Genomic DNA, 17,339 nt, shown 5'->3' on the forward strand with positions numbered 1-17,339 from the left:
CTTATTGTAAACCAGTTGTATATATATTAGCTATAGCCGGTTTTTTCTCTTTTAGTGAATAAGCTGTAATACCAGCTATTAAATTGACAATAAAATTAGGTATACTTCTATGCCTGGAGTGTTCTATCTGACTAATATTTTTAAGCTGATCGATAATGGTTTCAATGATAGATCTCTTTCGAAGCATTAGCTTATCCCAGATAGGCATGAAAGCATTTTTCATATTTTTTCTGATTTGAGTAATCAGTTCTATGCCTTTTCCCATAAGTTTTTCAAATAATTCTTTACTCAAGTAGCCTTTATCAGCAAATACTTTTCCGATCAAATTTTTACATAAGTTTTCTACTGGCCATCTATCATTGGACTTACCTGTAGTAAGAGAAAAATTCATAATTTCTCCTAAATCATTGACAATCAAGTTTAATTTGATTCCGTAAAACCATCCAGTAGTAGTTTTACCTTTACTAGCAATTGTCTTAAATACTTTATGAGCATAAGCTCTTTTTATATTACAAACCTTTATAGCGGTTGAATCCATAAAATAACAGCCTGTTCTCGTTTTAGAAAGACTTTGAGAAAAAAAGTAAAATGGAACTACTGTTCTTTGAACTAGGGATATAAATCTACTATAGCTTACTAACTTGCAAAAGTCATTAGAATGAAATTGTTGTAAATGAATATAATACAACTTAAAATTTCTAAAGCCAATTACATGAAAAGCAATTAATATTGTCATTATTTCGCTCAAAGTCAGTGAACATGTTCTAGTAGGTTTTCTATCTGAAGTAGGTAACAAATGTGATTCCATATAAGGCATAAATTTTATAAGAAATTCATCAACAGCGTAATATATTTCAACTAATTTTGATACATTCATATCCGGCTCCTTTGGTTTTTATGATTATTTTTCAATCCCACAAATTTAAAACACAAAGGAGCTTTTTATACTCTTTTCTTAATTTCTAATCCAAAACTGACGTTTATTGTCAATTTAATAGCTGGTATTACAGCTTATTCACTAAAAGAGAAAAAACCGGCTATAGCTAATATATATACAACTGGTTTACAATAAGTCTAATCCGAAACTGACGTTAGTAGTGTTGCGTCTTAATAGGTTTCCTCCCTGAAGGCAATTCATAAATAGTGGAAAGATCCAAATCACCATAAAAGGTCATGGCCAAAGTCCTTGGAATAGGCGTAGCTGTCATAATCAGTATATGCGGCGCATAAACTTGATTTTTAATTAAAAGGCCAGCACGTTGTGCGACACCAAAACGGTGTTGTTCATCTATTATAAAAAAGCCCAGTTCATTAAAAACAACTGCATCACTAAGTAACGCATGGGTACCTACCACAATAGGAAGTAAACCTACCTTCAGCCGGTATAAAGTATGTTCTCTTTCTTTTTTTTTGGTACTTCCTGTCAGTAAGGCAATATTCAAATTTAAATGTTGCGCAAAAACACGAAAACGTTCAAAATGCTGATGAGCTAAGATCTCAGTAGGCGCCATAACCGCCACCTGTACTTTGCTGCTCACCACCATTAACATGGCCAAAAAAGCAACTATCGTTTTGCCGCTTCCCACATCACCCTGTAAAAGTCTGTTCATCTGCTTTCCAGAACGTATGTCGCGATAAATCTCCTTAATGGCCTGCTTTTGGCCATCGGTCAAATGAAAGGGTAAATGGTGGTGGTAAAACGCGTTGAACAGTGACAAGTCATTAAAAACTTTACCATTTTGTTTGGTAGAATAAATCTGTTTTTGCTTGAGCAACTTTAATTGAATATAGAATAATTCCTCAAACTTAAGCCGCCTTCGCGCCTGTCTTAGCACCGATTCGTCATTAGGGAAATGAATATTTTGAAAGGCTTCTTTTAAAGAAAATAGTTGATAGCGTCTTAATAAATAGTTCGGTAAGGTTTCTTCTATCGTTGTACAGAGCTGGCCCAACAGCTTTTTTTGCAAACACGCAATTCCCTTTGTATCTAGCTGATGCCGCTTTAGTTTTTCTGTAGCATGATACAAAGGCAATAAGTTATCTTTTTTTTTTTGATAAGCCTCTATAAAACAAACTTCTGGATGCATTATTTGTATGGGACCTTGTGGTAGAAAAATAGGTTTACCCCAGATACGGTACAATACATTTGGTCTAATTTTTTTTATAATCCAAGAAAAGTTATGGAACCACACCAATTGTAGTTGTCCAGTTTGGTCTTTAAACTGTGCCACCAGTTTCTTTTTTCCTTTATCAATCTTTTCCAATTTGGTAACGTATCCCTGCAGTTGTACACTGGAAGTAGTAGGCGTTAAGGATATAATTGTAACAAGACGGCTTCTATCTTCGTATCGAAATGGATAGTGTTTTAAAAGATCTTCATAGGTATGTATATTCAGTTCATCTTTAAGGAGACGGGCTTTATCTAGTCCTGTAAGTAAAGTTATATCTCTTGAGAAAAAATTATCCATGGGTACCCCTATTTTCTAGATTGTCTTAATCGATTAAACCATTATACTGCTATTCAGCGCACAGTAGCACCTACCCCTTACACTTTCATATTTATCCCCATCCACCCCAGGAGCATTATAAATAATTTGATTTAAAAAAAGAATATAAGTCTTTACTATCTAGTGGATATGTGGAGAACATATCTTAAAAGGAAGATTGTGTATAATTTTTTATTAAAACGATCGACTTATCCACTTTCTATTTGGTCTTAAGACGGATCTGTGCGTTTACTCTAGGTGGTAACTTGAAAAGTTTTTAAAATCAATGTCAATAACTCAATTTTTATCAATTGGCATATGTTCCGTATTTAGTATATAATTAATTGGATACCAAGTAAATAGATCTATTTTAGACACTATATTAAAATATAAATCCATTATAAACAACTTTTTTATGTTTGTTTTACCTAAGCTTTGGCTTATATACTTTTGTATTGATAGCGTGATTCTCGAATTAAAAAGTATTTTTAAAATACTGATTATCAAACTTTTATTTCTTTAATCAATAAATAAGTATAAATGCATTTTACTATATTTTTTATAATAAAGTTATTAATACAAAAAGTTTAGCTAATTCATAATTAACGTTGATAATCAATTTATAAAGTTTAACATAGAAACTATTTTTTATGTATCTCTTGTGACTTTTGTGACTTAAAAAATAAATATATGATATGATTATGGATCTGTCGCATCTACATTGAATTTTTCCTAGTTCTCCGGTTTGTCTTAAAAATTGGATATTATGCGGCCATAATCTTGGAAAAGTTTTCAAAAGTAGAATTCTGTTTTTTAGTTCCGATTAATTGTCCTTTTTGAATGATTCTAATATTTTCTATCCCTTTTATAGTAATGGCAGCAGCATGGAAATTCTTAAACCCTAGCATAGTCTTTATCCGTTTTTTGATAAACCTGTGGTCTTGCTCGACTCTATTATTCAGGTATTTGTTTTGAAATATTGGAATTTTATGATCTTGATCTAGTTCTGTATTTAAAGCATCAAGCGCAGCCTTATTACTACCGCTTTTATCAACTACCACTTTAGAAGGAATATTATTACAGCTGATAGCCTTACGAAAAAAATAAAGAGCTGCAGACTTGTCTCTACTTTCACTTAGAAAAAAGTCAACTGTATCTCCATAACGATCTACTGCTCTATATAAATAGATCCACTTACCATTCATCTTTACGTAAGTTTCATCCATTCTCCAACTACTACTAACTGGGCGTTTTCGTCTTCTTACTTCTTGATCTATGAGGGGAACAAACTTAATAACCCATCTTTGTAAAGTGGAATGATCAATCTTTGCGCCTCTGATATGCATCATCTCTTCCAGATCTCTATAGCTTAACGAAAAACGACATTTCATGTACACAAATAAAAGAATTAACTCCGGGGATGAACAAAATCCTTTAAAATATGGCAATAATCGAGGCGTAATACTAAACATCTAAACTAAAGTTTTAAACTAAAAATCTAAATTTAAGGCTTTCTTTACACACATGCGACAGAACCTTTCTTTTTAGCATAGTATGCATGACTCTTTAGGTCAAAGTCTGTTCTAGAGTGAATGCCCTCTACCTCTTTAAAGCCAAATGGGAAGCCATATTCAATGTCCACTGCAGCGGCTGCATAATGGGCCAGTTGCTTATGGGGGTGTATATGGATCTTTTGCGGGTCAATACCCAGGCTGTCATACCAATGTTTACGGGCTTCTTGCCAATAGTCAAACCATTTTTTTTCTGTTCCAGGTTGGATAAAAAACTGCATTTCCATTTGCTCAAACTCACGCATACGGAAAGTAAATTGACGGGCTATAATTTCATTTCGAAAGGCTTTACCTATTTGGGCAATGCCGAACGGAATTTTCATCCGCGCTGTTTTTTGAACATTCAAAAAGTTTACAAAAATACCTTGCGCCGTTTCTGGCCGTAAATAGATGGTTGTACCGTCATTTTGTGCACCCATTTGCGTAGCAAACATAAGATTAAATTGACGTACAGGGGTCCAATGGGTGGTCTTAGATAGGGGGCATACAATGGTAAAGGCTTGCAGCAGTTGATCTAATCCAGATAGGTCACCAGTTTGTAAACAGCCTTCCATCTGCTCGATGAGGACTTTTGCTTGAGCTGACTTTCCTTGGGCGACCAATTGCGCAGCATGTTCCTCTATCAGTAGATCTACACGGTAACGCTTTTGCGAATCTTTATTGTCTACCATTGGATCTGTAAAACCATCTATATGACCAGAGGCTTTCCAAGTAGTAGGATGCATCATAATGGCTGCATCAATCCCTACAATATTTTGATGCCATTGGGTCATACTTTTCCACCAAAAGTTTTGTAGATTCCGTTTTAATGCCACGCCATAAGGACCGTAATCATAAATGGACTGTAAGCCCTCATAAATTTCACTAGACGGGTAAATAAATCCATAAGCTTGTGCATGCGCAATCAATTCTTTAAAGGTATGATTAGAATGGTTTAAAGCACTATCTATAGTAGACATCTATCTCTTTAGTTTAAGATGTAAAGTGGTATAAATTTTCTAAGCTTATACAACGAAAATCGGGATGGGTTGGGTAATTGCAAAGCTAATGATTTTTTTATTAAATTAAAGAGCTGCCTTATATTGCTACCTAAAAACATAACATTTATTTGGGTGGCTATACCACCATTTCATCTAAAGTAACATTTGGACATTTCTGCTCTTAAGGATACGATTTTATTAACTTATCGCTTTGATACAAATACCCAAAATAAAGAAAAAAATTTTTTTTATATCCGATGTACATTTACCACTTCGGCCCAGTGGTACAAATCGTCCTGCTACATTAGAGGATAAAATAATAGATTGGCTACACCATATTAAGCCACAAACACAAGCATTATTTTTACTAGGGGATATCTTTGATTTTTGGTTTGAATATAAATATCTTGTGCCCAAAGGGGCCATTCGATTTCAAGCAACACTTTACGCATTTTATAGCGCAGGCATACCTGTCTATTTTTTTTTAGGGAATCATGATGGTTGGTCTATAGATTACCTCACACAAGAATGTGGGGTACAATTGTTTAGGAAACCAGCATCCATTACGCTCGCTAATAAGCGATTTTTAGTTGGCCATGGTGATACGATTAACCCTACTACACGTTATAAGCTATTTCACAAATTATATCACAGTGGCTGGCTGCAATTTTTTATGCGGATGCTACCAGCTGATTGGCTATACGGCACCATAGATTGGTATTTTACAAAAAAAAAAGGTAGATTGCCCTATTGCAAAGATAAGTATGATCCGCCTTCTGCTTTCGCAGAAAAGGACCCTATATTTCAGTATTGTAAGGATCAGATAGAACCTTTTGATCACCACGAATTTTATATATTTGGCCATACACATTGTCCATACATAAAGGCGTTAAACGATTCAAGCAGCTATTGTAATTTGGGAGATTGGGTTTCGCATGATACCTATGCTTGTTTTGATGGCGTAGCGCTTTCATTGCATAAATTTTAACCCTATAACCCTTAGGCTATAAGCGTTGAATAGATGCTTCTAAAAATTTTTAATGGATACAAACGCATTAACCTGTTGGGTATAAGTATATGGGAATTTTGAAATATTTTTACATAGATATCGCTGTCGATCTAGGAACAGCTAATACTTTAATTATACACAACGATAAAATCGTTGTAGATGAACCCTCTATTATAGCAATAGATAGGAATACCAATAAGATGATCGCAGTGGGGAAGGCGGCTATGCAAATGCATGAAAAGACACATGATACGATAAAGACTATTAAACCCCTTAGAGATGGCGTAATTGCAGATTACCATGCAGCAGAGCTTATGATTCAAGGTATGATCAAAATGTTGTCTAAAAGAAAATTAGCTTTTTTTACCCCATTCTTTAATAGAATCATCATTTGTATTCCATCTGGTACCACTGATGTGGAAAAACGGGCGGTTCGAGACTCTGCTGCTCATACAGGTGCCAAAGAGGTATATATGGTTTATGAGCCTATTGCAGCAGCGATAGGCATAGGCGTAAACATTGGAGAGCCTGTTGGCTGTATGATTGTGGACATTGGTGGTGGCACAACAGAAATAGCTGTTATATCTTTATCTGGAATTGCCTGTGATCAATCTATTAAAGTAGCAGGTAATGCTTTTAATAAGGATATACTGGACTACATGCGCAAGCAGCATAATCTAGTGATTGGGGAGCGTACAGCAGAACAAATTAAAATAGCTGTTGGAGCAGTGTGGACGGATTTATTAGAACCACCAGCTGATTACCCAGTACATGGCAAAGACCTTATGACCGGTATTCCCAAGATTATATCGGTAAGCTACAGAGAAATAGCGGTTGCCTTAGAAGAGTCGGCTGTAAAAATTGACGATGCGGTCCTAAAGGCATTGGAAATGGCGCCACCTGAATTGGCTTCTGATATATACAAGAATGGTATCCACTTAACAGGGGGTGGCGCCTTATTACGCGGTTTAGATAAACGATTGCATAATATAACGAAACTGCCTGTCCATGTTGCAGAGGAGCCTTTACAAGCCGTAGTGCGTGGTACTGGCATTGCTTTAAAAAATATAGAAACCTATCGCAGTATACTGATGAATTAGTGGCCCGTGGGATCCCTCGCTCTAAATGGCCTCATATACCTTTTACTAAAGAATGTGGTTTGTCAAAAAAATATTTGCATGTTTTTGGATAATATGTAGTATAACATTTTTACCCCATGGCATGGCCGATGCTACGGTTCAACCTATGACATTCGAGGAAGTACTATCAGCTGCTTCAAAAGAGAATTTTGATATTCTGATTGCTCAAACCACTAAAAAAGGATCTTTGTTGTCGAATAAGATTTCGAATCTACACATATGGCTTCCTAAAGCGACCTTTATGGTTGCGCAACATAATGAATGGGGAAAAGGCGCTAAAGCACTTGATTTTCGATCAGATCCATTTTTTAGATTGACATGGGAATCCAGATCAGTCTTTGATAAAATATTCGAAACCAAAATAAACAACCAACATAATCTGGTCAACCATTTAATGGCGACAAAAACCATATCCGACACGCTACAAAAAGTGGTTGCCTCTTATTATGAACTTGCATTGGCCCAAAAGAAATGCGAGCTATCTAATACCTTTACTAAAGTTGCTGCCTCTCGGTTAAAAATAGAAGAAAAAAAACTTAGATTGGGTTTGGTCTCTAAAATAAATTATTTAAATGCTGACTTGGCACTAAAAGAGGCAAATTTAGCCCTATTAGAGGAGCAAGAAGTCCTTAAAGAAAAGCGCCGGAACCTAAATTTAACACTGGGTAGGCCATTAAATGAAGCAATACTAGTACAATCTACGATTCCTGTTGAACCCATGTGGGATATGGATGGGGTTACGCCGGAAAAAGTAGTGGACCTAGAAGCGGCTATACAAGCGAAAAAAGTAGCCATAGCTGCTACTGAGCTTACTAGAGCCAAGTCTTATCTCCTTTCTTGTTTGAGCCTATCAAGTGATTTCTCAGCTAATCGTTACATATATAATTTACAAGATAAGAAGTGGCTCATTCATCCCTCTAAGGGGTTAGTGAATATTGGGGTTAGTATTGACTTAGGTGGTTTGCTACTGATGCCTGCAGCAATTAAAAAAGCAAGACTAGGCTTAAACAACGAAACATTCAAATTAAGTAGTCGGCCCTGAAATATTATTTTTGAATAAATTTATTGAATGGATCTTTTTTTACAATATTTATGGTTTAGCAGGCGCTCTATTTTTCCTACCCAAGATATAGGTATAACTGGTTTTGGATTAAGAATTTTAATTATATAGGTTTTAATTTATGTGATTGTGAGTGTGTTAAGAATAACTTTCTTGTAATCAGTCGTAGGTTATGAGCAATAGCACATAAAATAACGTTAAGTTTATCTCCTAGAATACCTTTCAAATAGTTAACAGATAATTTACCATCGGATTTCATATGACCAATATGCGGTTCAATAGAAGATCTTCTTTTATAGCTTTTTTTAGTAGCAGGCGTTATTCCCCTTTTAGAACCACTTATAAATATATTACATTCACTAACAGGTATATTATTACCCCGGTAGGCTTTATCTACAAAAGCATACTTTACTTTGGTACCAGATAATTGCTCGGCTTGTAATAAACTCTTCTGCAAAGTATGGCCATCGTAAGCATTAGGATGTATTGCTTCTGTTGAAACAATTAAACCTTTTTTATGCGTTACTGTAAATTGTACCTTGCAACCAAACTCATAAGGATGTTTAGACTTACCTTTACTTACACAGTAGACGGATGGTTCATGGATGCTATAAATTTTATCTTTACTTTTTTTGTATTGGTTTATAAGTTTTTTACTTATAGATAGTAGATTGGTAAATTGATTCCGTATTAGATCATCAGAGGATTGTATAGAACGTTCTACATCTCTGACTACTCTACCAAGATAGGTTTTTAATGTTTTAATTGCCTTTAGATAACGTTTATACTGTTTAGCATGAGCATAGCAATCAACTTTACGTTTGATAGATAGACCTAAACGCTGATAAGTTTGACGCAGTTTAATACCTGTTTTCTTGGCTATACTGACCAATTTTTCTCTGGATTTATTAAGCAAAGAAGAGTCAGTTGGGTAACGGATATTTTTCTCCATTACAGTAGTATCAGCTATAACTTTTTCAAGTTCTTTTCGGGTCAGTACTTTTTTTTTTAGCGCTAAGTCTATAGTCATAGATAAAATCTTATTGAGACCTTCTTGACCTAATCTATGGCGCCAACGGGTCAAAATGAACTGGGGGTTACAAGGCATCTTAAACTGAAAATAATCATATCCACAAAAGTATTGCCAATAAGGGTTTTCTACCCATCTAACCACTACTTGTTCATCAGAAATATTATACATATGACTGATAATGAGAAGACCTATAATTAAACGAATAGGCAAAGGAGGTTGACCAGGTCCATAGCTAAAACCGCGGTCTAAATCTGATGATAAGGAGTGAAAAGGAATCGAATCAGATAACTGGAATAATGGATGTTTCGGGTTGAGAAAACTAGATAAGCGTTGCTCAAACAAACGCTCAAGGCTATTATTTATTTTCTTAGATTTCATCCTTATTTTGCAAGCTTTTTATACAAAACAACCTAAAAACTGGTTATTAACCATATATAAATTTAACCATTTATTTGCTGATTAACAAATAATTATATGGTATTTCAGGGCCGACTAAGTAAAGAAAAACTTTCTGCAGAAGACCGTTTAGCAAATAAAAAGTGGCTGTATCGTCATGCATTAGGGTTACATACAATAGCGACAGCACGATTGAAAGTAAGCAAACAAAAATTAGCTTTTGTTGAAAAGGCTTATCAGCTTAACCAAGTTAAGCTACTCGAATTGCAGGAAGCAGAAGAAGATGTCCAAAAATCAGAAATCAATTTAATCACCTATGCTTTTAACGTGAGTTTCGGATTAGACTTATTGTAAACCAGTTGTATATATATTAGCTATAGCCGGTTTTTTCTCTTTTAGTGAATAAGCTGTAATACCAGCTATTAAATTGACAATAAAATTAGGTATACTTCTATGCCTGGAGTGTTCTATCTGACTAATATTTTTAAGCTGATCGATAATGGTTTCAATGATAGATCTCTTTCGAAGCATTAGCCTATCCCAGATAGGCATGAAAGCATTTTTCATATTTTTTCTGATTTGAGTAATCAGTTCTATGCCTTTTCCCATAAGTTTTTCAAATAATTCTTTACTCAAGTAGCCTTTATCAGCAAATACTTTTCCGATCAAATTTTTACATAAGTTTTCTACTGGCCATCTATCATTGGACTTACCTGTAGTAAGAGAAAAATTCATAATTTCTCCTAAATCATTGACAATCAAGTTTAATTTGATTCCGTAAAACCATCCAGTAGTAGTTTTACCTTTACTTAGCAATTGTCTTAAATACTTTATGAGCATAAGCTCTTTTATATTACAAACCTTTATAGCGGTTGAATCCATAAAATAACAGCCTGTTCTCGTTTTAGAAAGACTTTGAGAAAAAAAGTAAAATGGAACTACTGTTCTTTGAACTAGGGATATAAATCTACTATAGCTTACTAACTTGCAAAAGTCATTAGAATGAAATTGTTGTAAATGAATATAATACAACTTAAAATTTCTAAAGCCAATTACATGAAAAGCAATTAATATTGTCATTATTTCGCTCAAAGTCAGTGAACATGTTCTAGTAGGTTTTCTATCTGAAGTAGGTAACAAATGTGATTCCATATAAGGCATAAATTTTATAAGAAATTCATCAACAGCGTAATATATTTCAACTAATTTTGATACATTCATATCCGGCTCCTTTGGTTTTTATGATTATTTTTCAATCCCACAAATTTAAAACACAAAGGAGCTTTTTATACTCTTTTCTTAATTTCTAATCCAAAACTGACGTTTTTAAGGTAAAACAAGCTGAATTTGCACTGTATCGTTTAGTGGGTAAGTTTGACAAGTAGCCTTAGGTTGTACCATTGGTTTGTATATTCCAGAGTTTGGCATAGAGTCCTTTTTGTTGCAATAGTGTTTGGTGTGTACCTTCTTCCACCATTTTACCTTGATCCAATACCAAAATAGCATTGGCATATTTAATCGTATTTAAGCGATGTGCGATGGCAATAACGGTTCGATTCCGACAGATCGCATCCATATTGGCCATAATAGCCGCTTCAGATGCATAGTCAAGAGCAGCTGTAGCTTCATCTAGGATCAGAATGGTTGGATTACGCAACAAAGCTCTAGCCAATGCAATGCGCTGACGTTGCCCACCAGATAAACCACTACCTCTTTCTCCGATATAAGTTTGGTATCCTTGTGGCAACGCATTAATAAAACCATCTGCACCAGCTAGTTTTGCTGCTTCTATGATTTGCATCTGGGTAGCTTGAGGGGCACACAGCGTCAGGTTATCCAATATAGAGCCTGCAAACAACATATTTTCTTGCAATACGACACCCATGGTACGGCGGAGTGCACGGGTATCTACAATGGCAATATCCATACCATCTACTAGAATTTTTCCACTCTGTGGCCTATATAAGCGTTGCAACAATCTGGTTAATGTACTTTTACCCGACCCAGATGGTCCTGTAATACCTATAAATGATCCTGGTTGTATCGTAAAAGAGAGCTCCCTTAAAACTTCAGGTGTTCCATCCTGATAGCGAAAATTTACATGTTGAAATGCTATTGTCCCCTGTAATGTGGGTATAGTTGTTACGCCTTCGCTTCCTGTTTCGGACTCATTTTCCAGTACATCTGCAATACGGCGTAGGGTAATCATCGTATGTTGAAATTCCTGCCAAATTTGTGCCAGACGCAAGATTGGTTGGGTAACATGACTGGCCAGCATATTAAAAGCGATCAATCCGCCAACGGTTAGTTCGCCTTTGAGTACCATCTTAACCCCTATCCATATTAAACAGACAGAAGTAAGTTTTTGTATGAAGCTAATGCCTTGACCAGCAGTGATGGATAATTTTTTGGCTACAAATCCCGCACGTAGCTGACAAGCCAATACTTGCTGCCAACGTTTGAGAAAATCTGGTTCCGTGGCAGTAGTCTTTAACACCTCTATACCGGTTATCGTTTCTGTTAAATAAGCTGTAGCTAACACGCTAGCATCATATGATTTGGTAAGACGATAGCGGAGGATAGGGCCAATCATCAACCAAAATGCAGCATATAATAATAAAGATACTACTACCAACCAAGCCAATCTTGTAGCATAGCCAAACATTACCACTATGAACATTAAGATAAATACCATATCCAGAACCAACATTAAAGCCGATCCCGTTAAAAACTGGCGAATATGATCCATCTCTCGTACCCGTGCTACAATTTTTCCAGTTTGTCGCTTTAAAAAATAGCGTAAAGGTAAGCTTAATAAATGGCTATACAGTTTAGCAGATAGTTCCGCATGAATCTTACTCGATAAATGGGTAAATATCTTGTTCCTTAAATAGCTATAGCAAGGCTCCGCTATAGTAAGGGCCAAGATAGCGATAGCCAGCACGTGTAAACTAGCCAATCCTCTACTGACCAGTACGCGATCCATAATATTCTGAAACAGCAAAGGGGTTACCAACGCAATCAATTGCAGTGCCAAAGACAAAACCAAGACATCACGGAATTGATTTATATGACGCAATATCGCGGGCACAAACCAATCCATGCCAAATTGCACATCAGATGGTTCTAATGCTTTTTCTGCTAGTAAAACGATGGGTGTATCAGCGGTTATCTTAGGTAAAGGTTCTTTATGAAGCTGATGGGTAGCTACATCATAACGCAAACAGGATCCGTCTGGTTCAATTTTTTCAATTACACTCCATCGCTGATCAAGACAAATTAGTATGGGTAAAGGTAAATTTTGTATATGCTTATGCACTTTTGTATACCATTTGGCCCGTAATCCAACTTGTCTAGCTGCTTTACATAGATCTATAGCCGTTAATAACTGGCCATCTTGGCCTAAACTATGGTAGAGCGTTTCTTCTGTTACCAATACTTGAAAAGCTTGAACAGCCCTGACCAAGGCTGGTATGCCATATGTTCCTTTCATCATGGTTCTCGACAAGCTTGTGAGGTATATCTTCTAATTGGGCTAAGCAAATAATCTATTATACGCCGTTTGCCAATTTTAATTTCAGCCGTAATCTTCATGCCCGGTGTGAGTACAACTGGTTTACCATCGACCATTATATGGTCTTTTTCCAGTTCAATTTGAGCTGGAAAAACCAATTCATTCTGACCATGATAGTCATTTTTTTGTACAGAATCACGTGATAAACTCATTATTTTTCCATTGATGGTGCCATAACGGCTGTAAGGGAAAGATTCAATCTTAACGGCCACCAACTGACCCGGTTCTACAAATCCTATGTGTTGATTGGCAATATCAATGGTGGCCTGTTTGGGTGCATTATCTGGCGCGATAACCATTAAGGTTTGCGCGGCTTGTACAATACCACCAATGGTATGGACCGCAACTTGTTGCACTAGACCACCTAATGGCGCTTGTAAGGTTTGTAATCGACCCCGATCTTGCGCTTTAGCCAATTCTTGTGCTGCCATTAATAAAGCAGAGGCAGCCTCATTGAAACGATCATGCCATTCTCTTTTTTTTTGTGCAATATAACTGGTTTTGGTTTTTCGAAGCGTATCTGCTTTTATTTGTAAAGTTTTTAGTTCTTTTTGTTTAGTAGATAATGATAATTTCGTTTCTAATGCTTCCTTTTCCTTCGCTAAAAGTTCCATTTTAGCCATCATGTTAGATTGCGTTAATTTACGACTTGATGTCAAACGTTTTTCTATATTACACAGCAGTTTTTGCAAACATTTGATACTGGTTTGATAGGCTATTTGTTCCGATCGATTGGTAGCCAATTCTGCATCAAATTTTTGCAACATAGTTTGATGTTCTTTCCAAATACCCAAGACATGGGCTTTCGTTCGGTCGGCTATAGTTTTTTCTATACCCTTGGGTAGGAAAAGATGCTGTAAGGGCTGATCACTCAGTAATGCTTGATAGCGTGCCCGTGCCAAGGTGTGAAAAGATTTTTGTGCTTGACAACGAATAATCTCTTGTGTAGATCCTATCATATGTAGCACCAATAGTTTATCACCAGCTTGAACATGCTGTCCCTCTTTTACTAAGATTTTAACCACTTTACTCAATTCATAAGGCTGAATATGTTGTGAACGGCTGGGTAAGACAAGCTGACCATAGGCTGTAGCATGGATATCTAATGCACCCCAATAGGCCCATATGCATCCCAATGATATCAATATACTGATTACCATCGCTGTTACCCTGGCATGGGGTGAGGGCGGACGTTCCATAGATTGGATATAAGCAGGTAAAAATTCATATAAATCATAGTGATCCTGTTGTACAGCGGGATCACTAATACAAGGCTGCTGGATTTTTTGCTTATATAAGGACCTAAAAGCCTTTAGCATTCTATTTGTAAATCTTTTTGTAGTTTCCATAAGCGTGCATATTGACCAGATGATGCCAACAAATCTGTATGTGTACCTTGTTCAATAATTTTTCCTTCCTGAAGTACAATGATGCGATCACAATGCTGTACCGTAGACAAGCGATGGGCAATCGTAATGACCGTCCGTTGATGGGCAATTCTATCCATATTGGCTTGAATAGCTGCTTGAGATGCGTCATCTAAGGCACTGGTTGCTTCATCAAAAATCAATATCTTAGGATCGGTTAATAAGGCCCGCGCAATAGCAATCCGCTGTCTTTGCCCCCCTGATAGAGAGCTGCCACCTTCTGCCAATATGGTATCGTAACCCATAGGTAATGCCAGAATAAATTCATGAGCGCCTGCTAATATAGCGGCCTGAATCACAGATTCTAAAGAAGTATTAGGAGCAGATAAAGCAATATTATCTCTTACCGTTCTATTGAATAAAAAATTTTCTTGGAGCACTACGGCTACTTGTTGACGCAAATAGCGTATATCCATGGTATGGAGACTATTGCCATCAAATAATATTTGCCCTTGTTCCGGTATGTAGAGCCTTAATAGCAATCGGGCAAGAGTACTTTTACCAGAACCTGATGCACCTACGATACCAATATGCTTACCAGCCTGAATCTGTAATGAAATACCTTGTAAGGCGAGTGGTCCACCTGGTTGGTAGCGAAAGGTTACTTGGTCTAAGGTAATAGCCCCTTTTAATTTTTCTGGTATGCCAGTTGTTTCTTGCTCAACAGGCAAATTAAGTATATCCCCGAGCTTATCTACCGCTACTTGCGCCTGTACAAATTGCCCCCATAACTCAACAATTTTAGCCAATGGTCCAGAAAAGTTTTGGTAGAGCATATTAAATGCAATTAATTGACCAGTGGTCAGTTCAAGACGAATAACTGATCTAGCGCCATACCATAAAATAAATAGGCTGGTTAGCTTACCAATGGCTTGAACCATATGATGAAACAAGGAAGATAATACTTGTGTACGGTAGCTAGCCTGGACTAAATCCTTAGTTTGATTTTCCCAACGTTGGCCCAAACGGGGTTCTATAGCTAGACTTTTAACCGTTTCAATACCCGCTATACTTTCTGTTAAGGTCGATGTATTCGCTGCATGATATTGGAATTGGGTCGCCAATCTAGCTTGTAACGGTTTGGTCATACGCCAAGCAATTAGTACATAAAAAGGAATAGAGGCAACCACCATAGTGGTTAACCTAGAAGATAACATCCACATGATTAGTAAAAATACACTCATAAAGCTGATGTCAATCAGCAAAGTAAAGAGCGAGCCACTTAAAAAAGATCGAATGCTATCCAGCTGGCATACACGTGCTACCAATGCACCAATTGGACGATTTTTAAAGTAGACTAAGGGCAACCCTAGTAAATGTTTAACCAATTTTACGCCAAGCAACATATCTATCCGATGCATGGTATGGGCATATTGATATTCCCGTAATCCCCTCAGTACAACTTCAATAATACTTGTAATCAGTAACGTAAATATTAATACAGCTAACGTATCATAGGTCTTATAAGCTAAAACTTTATCGATAACGATTTGAAAAAATAAAGGAAGGATTAAAGCGAGCAATTGTAAAATAAAAGAGAAGTAGCATACTTCAGCTAGTATGCGACGGTGGTGCCAAAATGCGGGTACAAACCAAGACCAGTTAAATTTTAAGGAGGGACCAGATAAGCTAATAACCTTTCCGATCCAATGGTTGATCAGTTGTTCTATAGACCACAATTCGCTATGCGATTTGTTGGGGTTTTGTATGAGGCACTGTGTGCAGTCCATTTTGGCTAGTATCCGGTAGGTACCATCCTTAGCAAGAAAAGCTATAGGTAGATCCTTTGGTGAAAGATTGGCATATTTTAGCTTTTTGTGCTTTAGTTTTACGCCATAGGTTTGACTGATTTTCTTTAAGTTAGTATCAATAGACTGATCGGATAGCGATATTGCATCCTGGCATACTTTTATACCTGCCAATTCTAGCAACAGTAGGCTACAGGCCAATGCGCTCTGGATATCAGTTATCATAGTCTACTTTAGTTGGAACGAATATAAGTTGCATCTGAATTTATATGGCTCTGTTGCATTAGTTTTAATGGATTTAAAACTTTATCGGGAATTCTATTCCTGATTTAGAAAGTTTTATAAGATAAATGGAAGTCACGTTTATAGAAGGTATGTTTTTTATTAGAGTGATGCAAGAAAAATAAATTTGGTAGGGCCTTGTAAAAGGCCGATTTAAGACACCTCTCGCTATACAAAATCAATTATAGACGTTGCGTAATCAACTAATCTGCCAAACGTTTGCCTATACTAACCTGAAGTCTGGATTAGAATTATTGTAAACCAGTTATATATATATTAGCTATAGCCGGTTTTTTCTCTTTTAGCCCATAAGCAGTAATACCAGCTATTAAATTGACAATAAAATTAGGTATGCTTCTGTGTCTAGAGTGTTCTATTTGGCTAATATTTTTAAGCTGATCGATAATGATTTCAATGATGGATCTCTTTCGAAGCATTAATTTATCCCATAATGTCATAAAAGCATTTTTCATATTTTTCTTGATATGGGTAATGAGCTCTATTCCTTTTTCCATAAGTTTTTCAAATAATTCTTTGTCTGATATAGCCTTTATCCGTAGAATACTTTACCGATTAAATTTTTGCATAAACTTTTTTGCAGGGAATCTATCCTTGACCCTACCTGGGGTAAGTG

11 protein-coding genes and 4 pseudogenes are annotated in these 17,339 nt (G+C 36.2%); 5 read left to right on the forward strand and 10 right to left on the reverse strand.

Annotation, left to right across the window (positions count from 1 at the left end; translation table 11 throughout):
- Window position 1: 1 nt before the first annotated feature.
- Entirely contained in the window at window positions 2-877 is an 876-nt protein-coding gene (locus CHV_RS04015) for an IS982-like element ISCca4 family transposase (protein ID WP_034577525.1), read from the reverse strand.
- Between the two features lie 102 nt (window positions 878-979).
- On the opposite strand from CHV_RS04015, the pseudogene CHV_RS05660 reads away from it, so the two are divergent.
- A pseudogene (locus CHV_RS05660) lies at window positions 980-1,072 on the forward strand (IS982 family transposase); the annotation flags it as partial.
- Window positions 1,073-1,091: 19 nt separating this feature from the next.
- On the opposite strand, the gene CHV_RS04020 reads toward CHV_RS05660, so the two are convergent.
- The 3 genes and pseudogenes from CHV_RS04020 to CHV_RS04030 all read right to left on the reverse strand — a co-directional run.
- The gene (locus CHV_RS04020; protein ID WP_034577547.1) at window positions 1,092-2,468 is read right to left on the reverse strand and encodes an ATP-dependent DNA helicase RecG; all 1,377 of its coding nucleotides are present in this window, start codon (window positions 2,466-2,468) and stop codon (window positions 1,092-1,094) included.
- A gap of 782 nt (window positions 2,469-3,250) precedes the next feature.
- Entirely contained in the window at window positions 3,251-3,958 is a 708-nt protein-coding gene (locus tag CHV_RS04025) for an IS6-like element ISCca2 family transposase (protein ID WP_034576929.1), read from the reverse strand.
- 65 nt (window positions 3,959-4,023) lie between these two features.
- A pseudogene (locus CHV_RS04030) lies at window positions 4,024-5,016 on the reverse strand (glycine--tRNA ligase); the annotation flags it as partial.
- A 232-nt stretch (window positions 5,017-5,248) separates the two neighbouring features.
- On the opposite strand from CHV_RS04030, the gene CHV_RS04035 reads away from it, so the two are divergent.
- The 3 genes from CHV_RS04035 to CHV_RS04045 all read left to right on the forward strand — a co-directional run bounded on the left by CHV_RS04035 (window position 5,249) and on the right by CHV_RS04045 (window position 8,227).
- Complete coding sequence (locus CHV_RS04035) at window positions 5,249-6,025, forward strand: UDP-2,3-diacylglucosamine diphosphatase (protein ID WP_034577527.1); 777 nt, start codon at window positions 5,249-5,251, stop codon at window positions 6,023-6,025.
- 89 nt (window positions 6,026-6,114) lie between these two features.
- The gene (gene mreB, locus CHV_RS04040; protein WP_034577528.1) at window positions 6,115-7,146 is read left to right on the forward strand and encodes a rod shape-determining protein; all 1,032 of its coding nucleotides are present in this window, start codon (window positions 6,115-6,117) and stop codon (window positions 7,144-7,146) included.
- Window positions 7,147-7,267: 121 nt separating this feature from the next.
- Window positions 7,268-8,227 carry a TolC family protein gene (locus CHV_RS04045; RefSeq protein WP_191321628.1) on the forward strand — a complete coding sequence of 320 codons (960 nt, stop codon included), beginning with the start codon at window positions 7,268-7,270 and terminating at the stop codon, window positions 8,225-8,227.
- 20 nt (window positions 8,228-8,247) lie between these two features.
- Here CHV_RS04045 and CHV_RS04050 read toward each other — a convergent pair.
- Window positions 8,248-9,656: pseudogene (locus tag CHV_RS04050) on the reverse strand (IS5 family transposase).
- A gap of 96 nt (window positions 9,657-9,752) precedes the next feature.
- On the opposite strand from CHV_RS04050, the gene CHV_RS04055 reads away from it, so the two are divergent.
- The gene (locus CHV_RS04055; protein ID WP_034577530.1) at window positions 9,753-10,028 is read left to right on the forward strand and encodes a hypothetical protein; all 276 of its coding nucleotides are present in this window, start codon (window positions 9,753-9,755) and stop codon (window positions 10,026-10,028) included.
- Here the strand turns inward: CHV_RS04055 and CHV_RS04060 are convergent.
- The 5 genes and pseudogenes from CHV_RS04060 to CHV_RS04080 all read right to left on the reverse strand — a co-directional run.
- Window positions 10,020-10,895, reverse strand: coding sequence for an IS982 family transposase (locus CHV_RS04060; RefSeq protein WP_034577531.1), 876 nt, complete (start codon window positions 10,893-10,895; stop codon window positions 10,020-10,022). The two genes, CHV_RS04055 and CHV_RS04060, sit on opposite strands and share 9 nt — an antisense overlap.
- A 166-nt stretch (window positions 10,896-11,061) precedes the next feature.
- Entirely contained in the window at window positions 11,062-13,170 is a 2,109-nt protein-coding gene (locus CHV_RS04065; RefSeq protein WP_034577532.1) for a type I secretion system permease/ATPase, read from the reverse strand.
- On the reverse strand, window positions 13,167-14,597 hold the full coding sequence (locus CHV_RS04070) for an HlyD family type I secretion periplasmic adaptor subunit (RefSeq protein WP_051602240.1): 1,431 nt from the start codon (window positions 14,595-14,597) through the stop codon (window positions 13,167-13,169). Before CHV_RS04070 ends, CHV_RS04065 begins: the two co-directional genes overlap by 4 nt.
- Window positions 14,561-16,648 (reverse strand): peptidase domain-containing ABC transporter, encoded by a 2,088-nt coding sequence (locus tag CHV_RS04075; protein ID WP_034577534.1) that lies wholly within the window; start codon window positions 16,646-16,648, stop codon window positions 14,561-14,563. The genes CHV_RS04070 and CHV_RS04075 overlap by 37 nt, the downstream gene beginning before the upstream one ends.
- Before the next feature lie 308 nt (window positions 16,649-16,956).
- Window positions 16,957-17,339, reverse strand: a pseudogene (locus CHV_RS04080) (transposase); the annotation flags it as partial.

It is taken from the genome of Cardinium endosymbiont cBtQ1 of Bemisia tabaci, from assembly GCF_000689375.1.
GTDB lineage: Bacteria > Bacteroidota > Bacteroidia > Cytophagales > Amoebophilaceae > Cardinium.

Bases quoted from the DNA above. Each gene is read 5' to 3' on its own strand.
- CHV_RS04015 (WP_034577525.1), bottom strand. From the start codon at position 877: ATGAATGTATCAAAATTAGTTGAAATATATTACGCTGTTGATGAATTT.
- CHV_RS04020 (WP_034577547.1), bottom strand. From the start codon at position 2,468: ATGGATAATTTTTTCTCAAGAGATATAACTTTACTTACAGGACTAGAT.
- CHV_RS04025 (WP_034576929.1), bottom strand. From the start codon at position 3,958: ATGTTTAGTATTACGCCTCGATTATTGCCATATTTTAAAGGATTTTGT.
- mreB (WP_034577528.1), top strand. From the start codon at position 6,115: ATGGGAATTTTGAAATATTTTTACATAGATATCGCTGTCGATCTAGGA.
- CHV_RS04045 (WP_191321628.1), top strand. From the start codon at position 7,268: ATGGCCGATGCTACGGTTCAACCTATGACATTCGAGGAAGTACTATCA.
- CHV_RS04055 (WP_034577530.1), top strand. From the start codon at position 9,753: ATGGTATTTCAGGGCCGACTAAGTAAAGAAAAACTTTCTGCAGAAGAC.
- CHV_RS04060 (WP_034577531.1), bottom strand. From the start codon at position 10,895: ATGAATGTATCAAAATTAGTTGAAATATATTACGCTGTTGATGAATTT.
- CHV_RS04065 (WP_034577532.1), bottom strand. From the start codon at position 13,170: ATGATGAAAGGAACATATGGCATACCAGCCTTGGTCAGGGCTGTTCAA.
- CHV_RS04070 (WP_051602240.1), bottom strand. From the start codon at position 14,597: ATGGAAACTACAAAAAGATTTACAAATAGAATGCTAAAGGCTTTTAGG.
- CHV_RS04075 (WP_034577534.1), bottom strand. From the start codon at position 16,648: ATGATAACTGATATCCAGAGCGCATTGGCCTGTAGCCTACTGTTGCTA.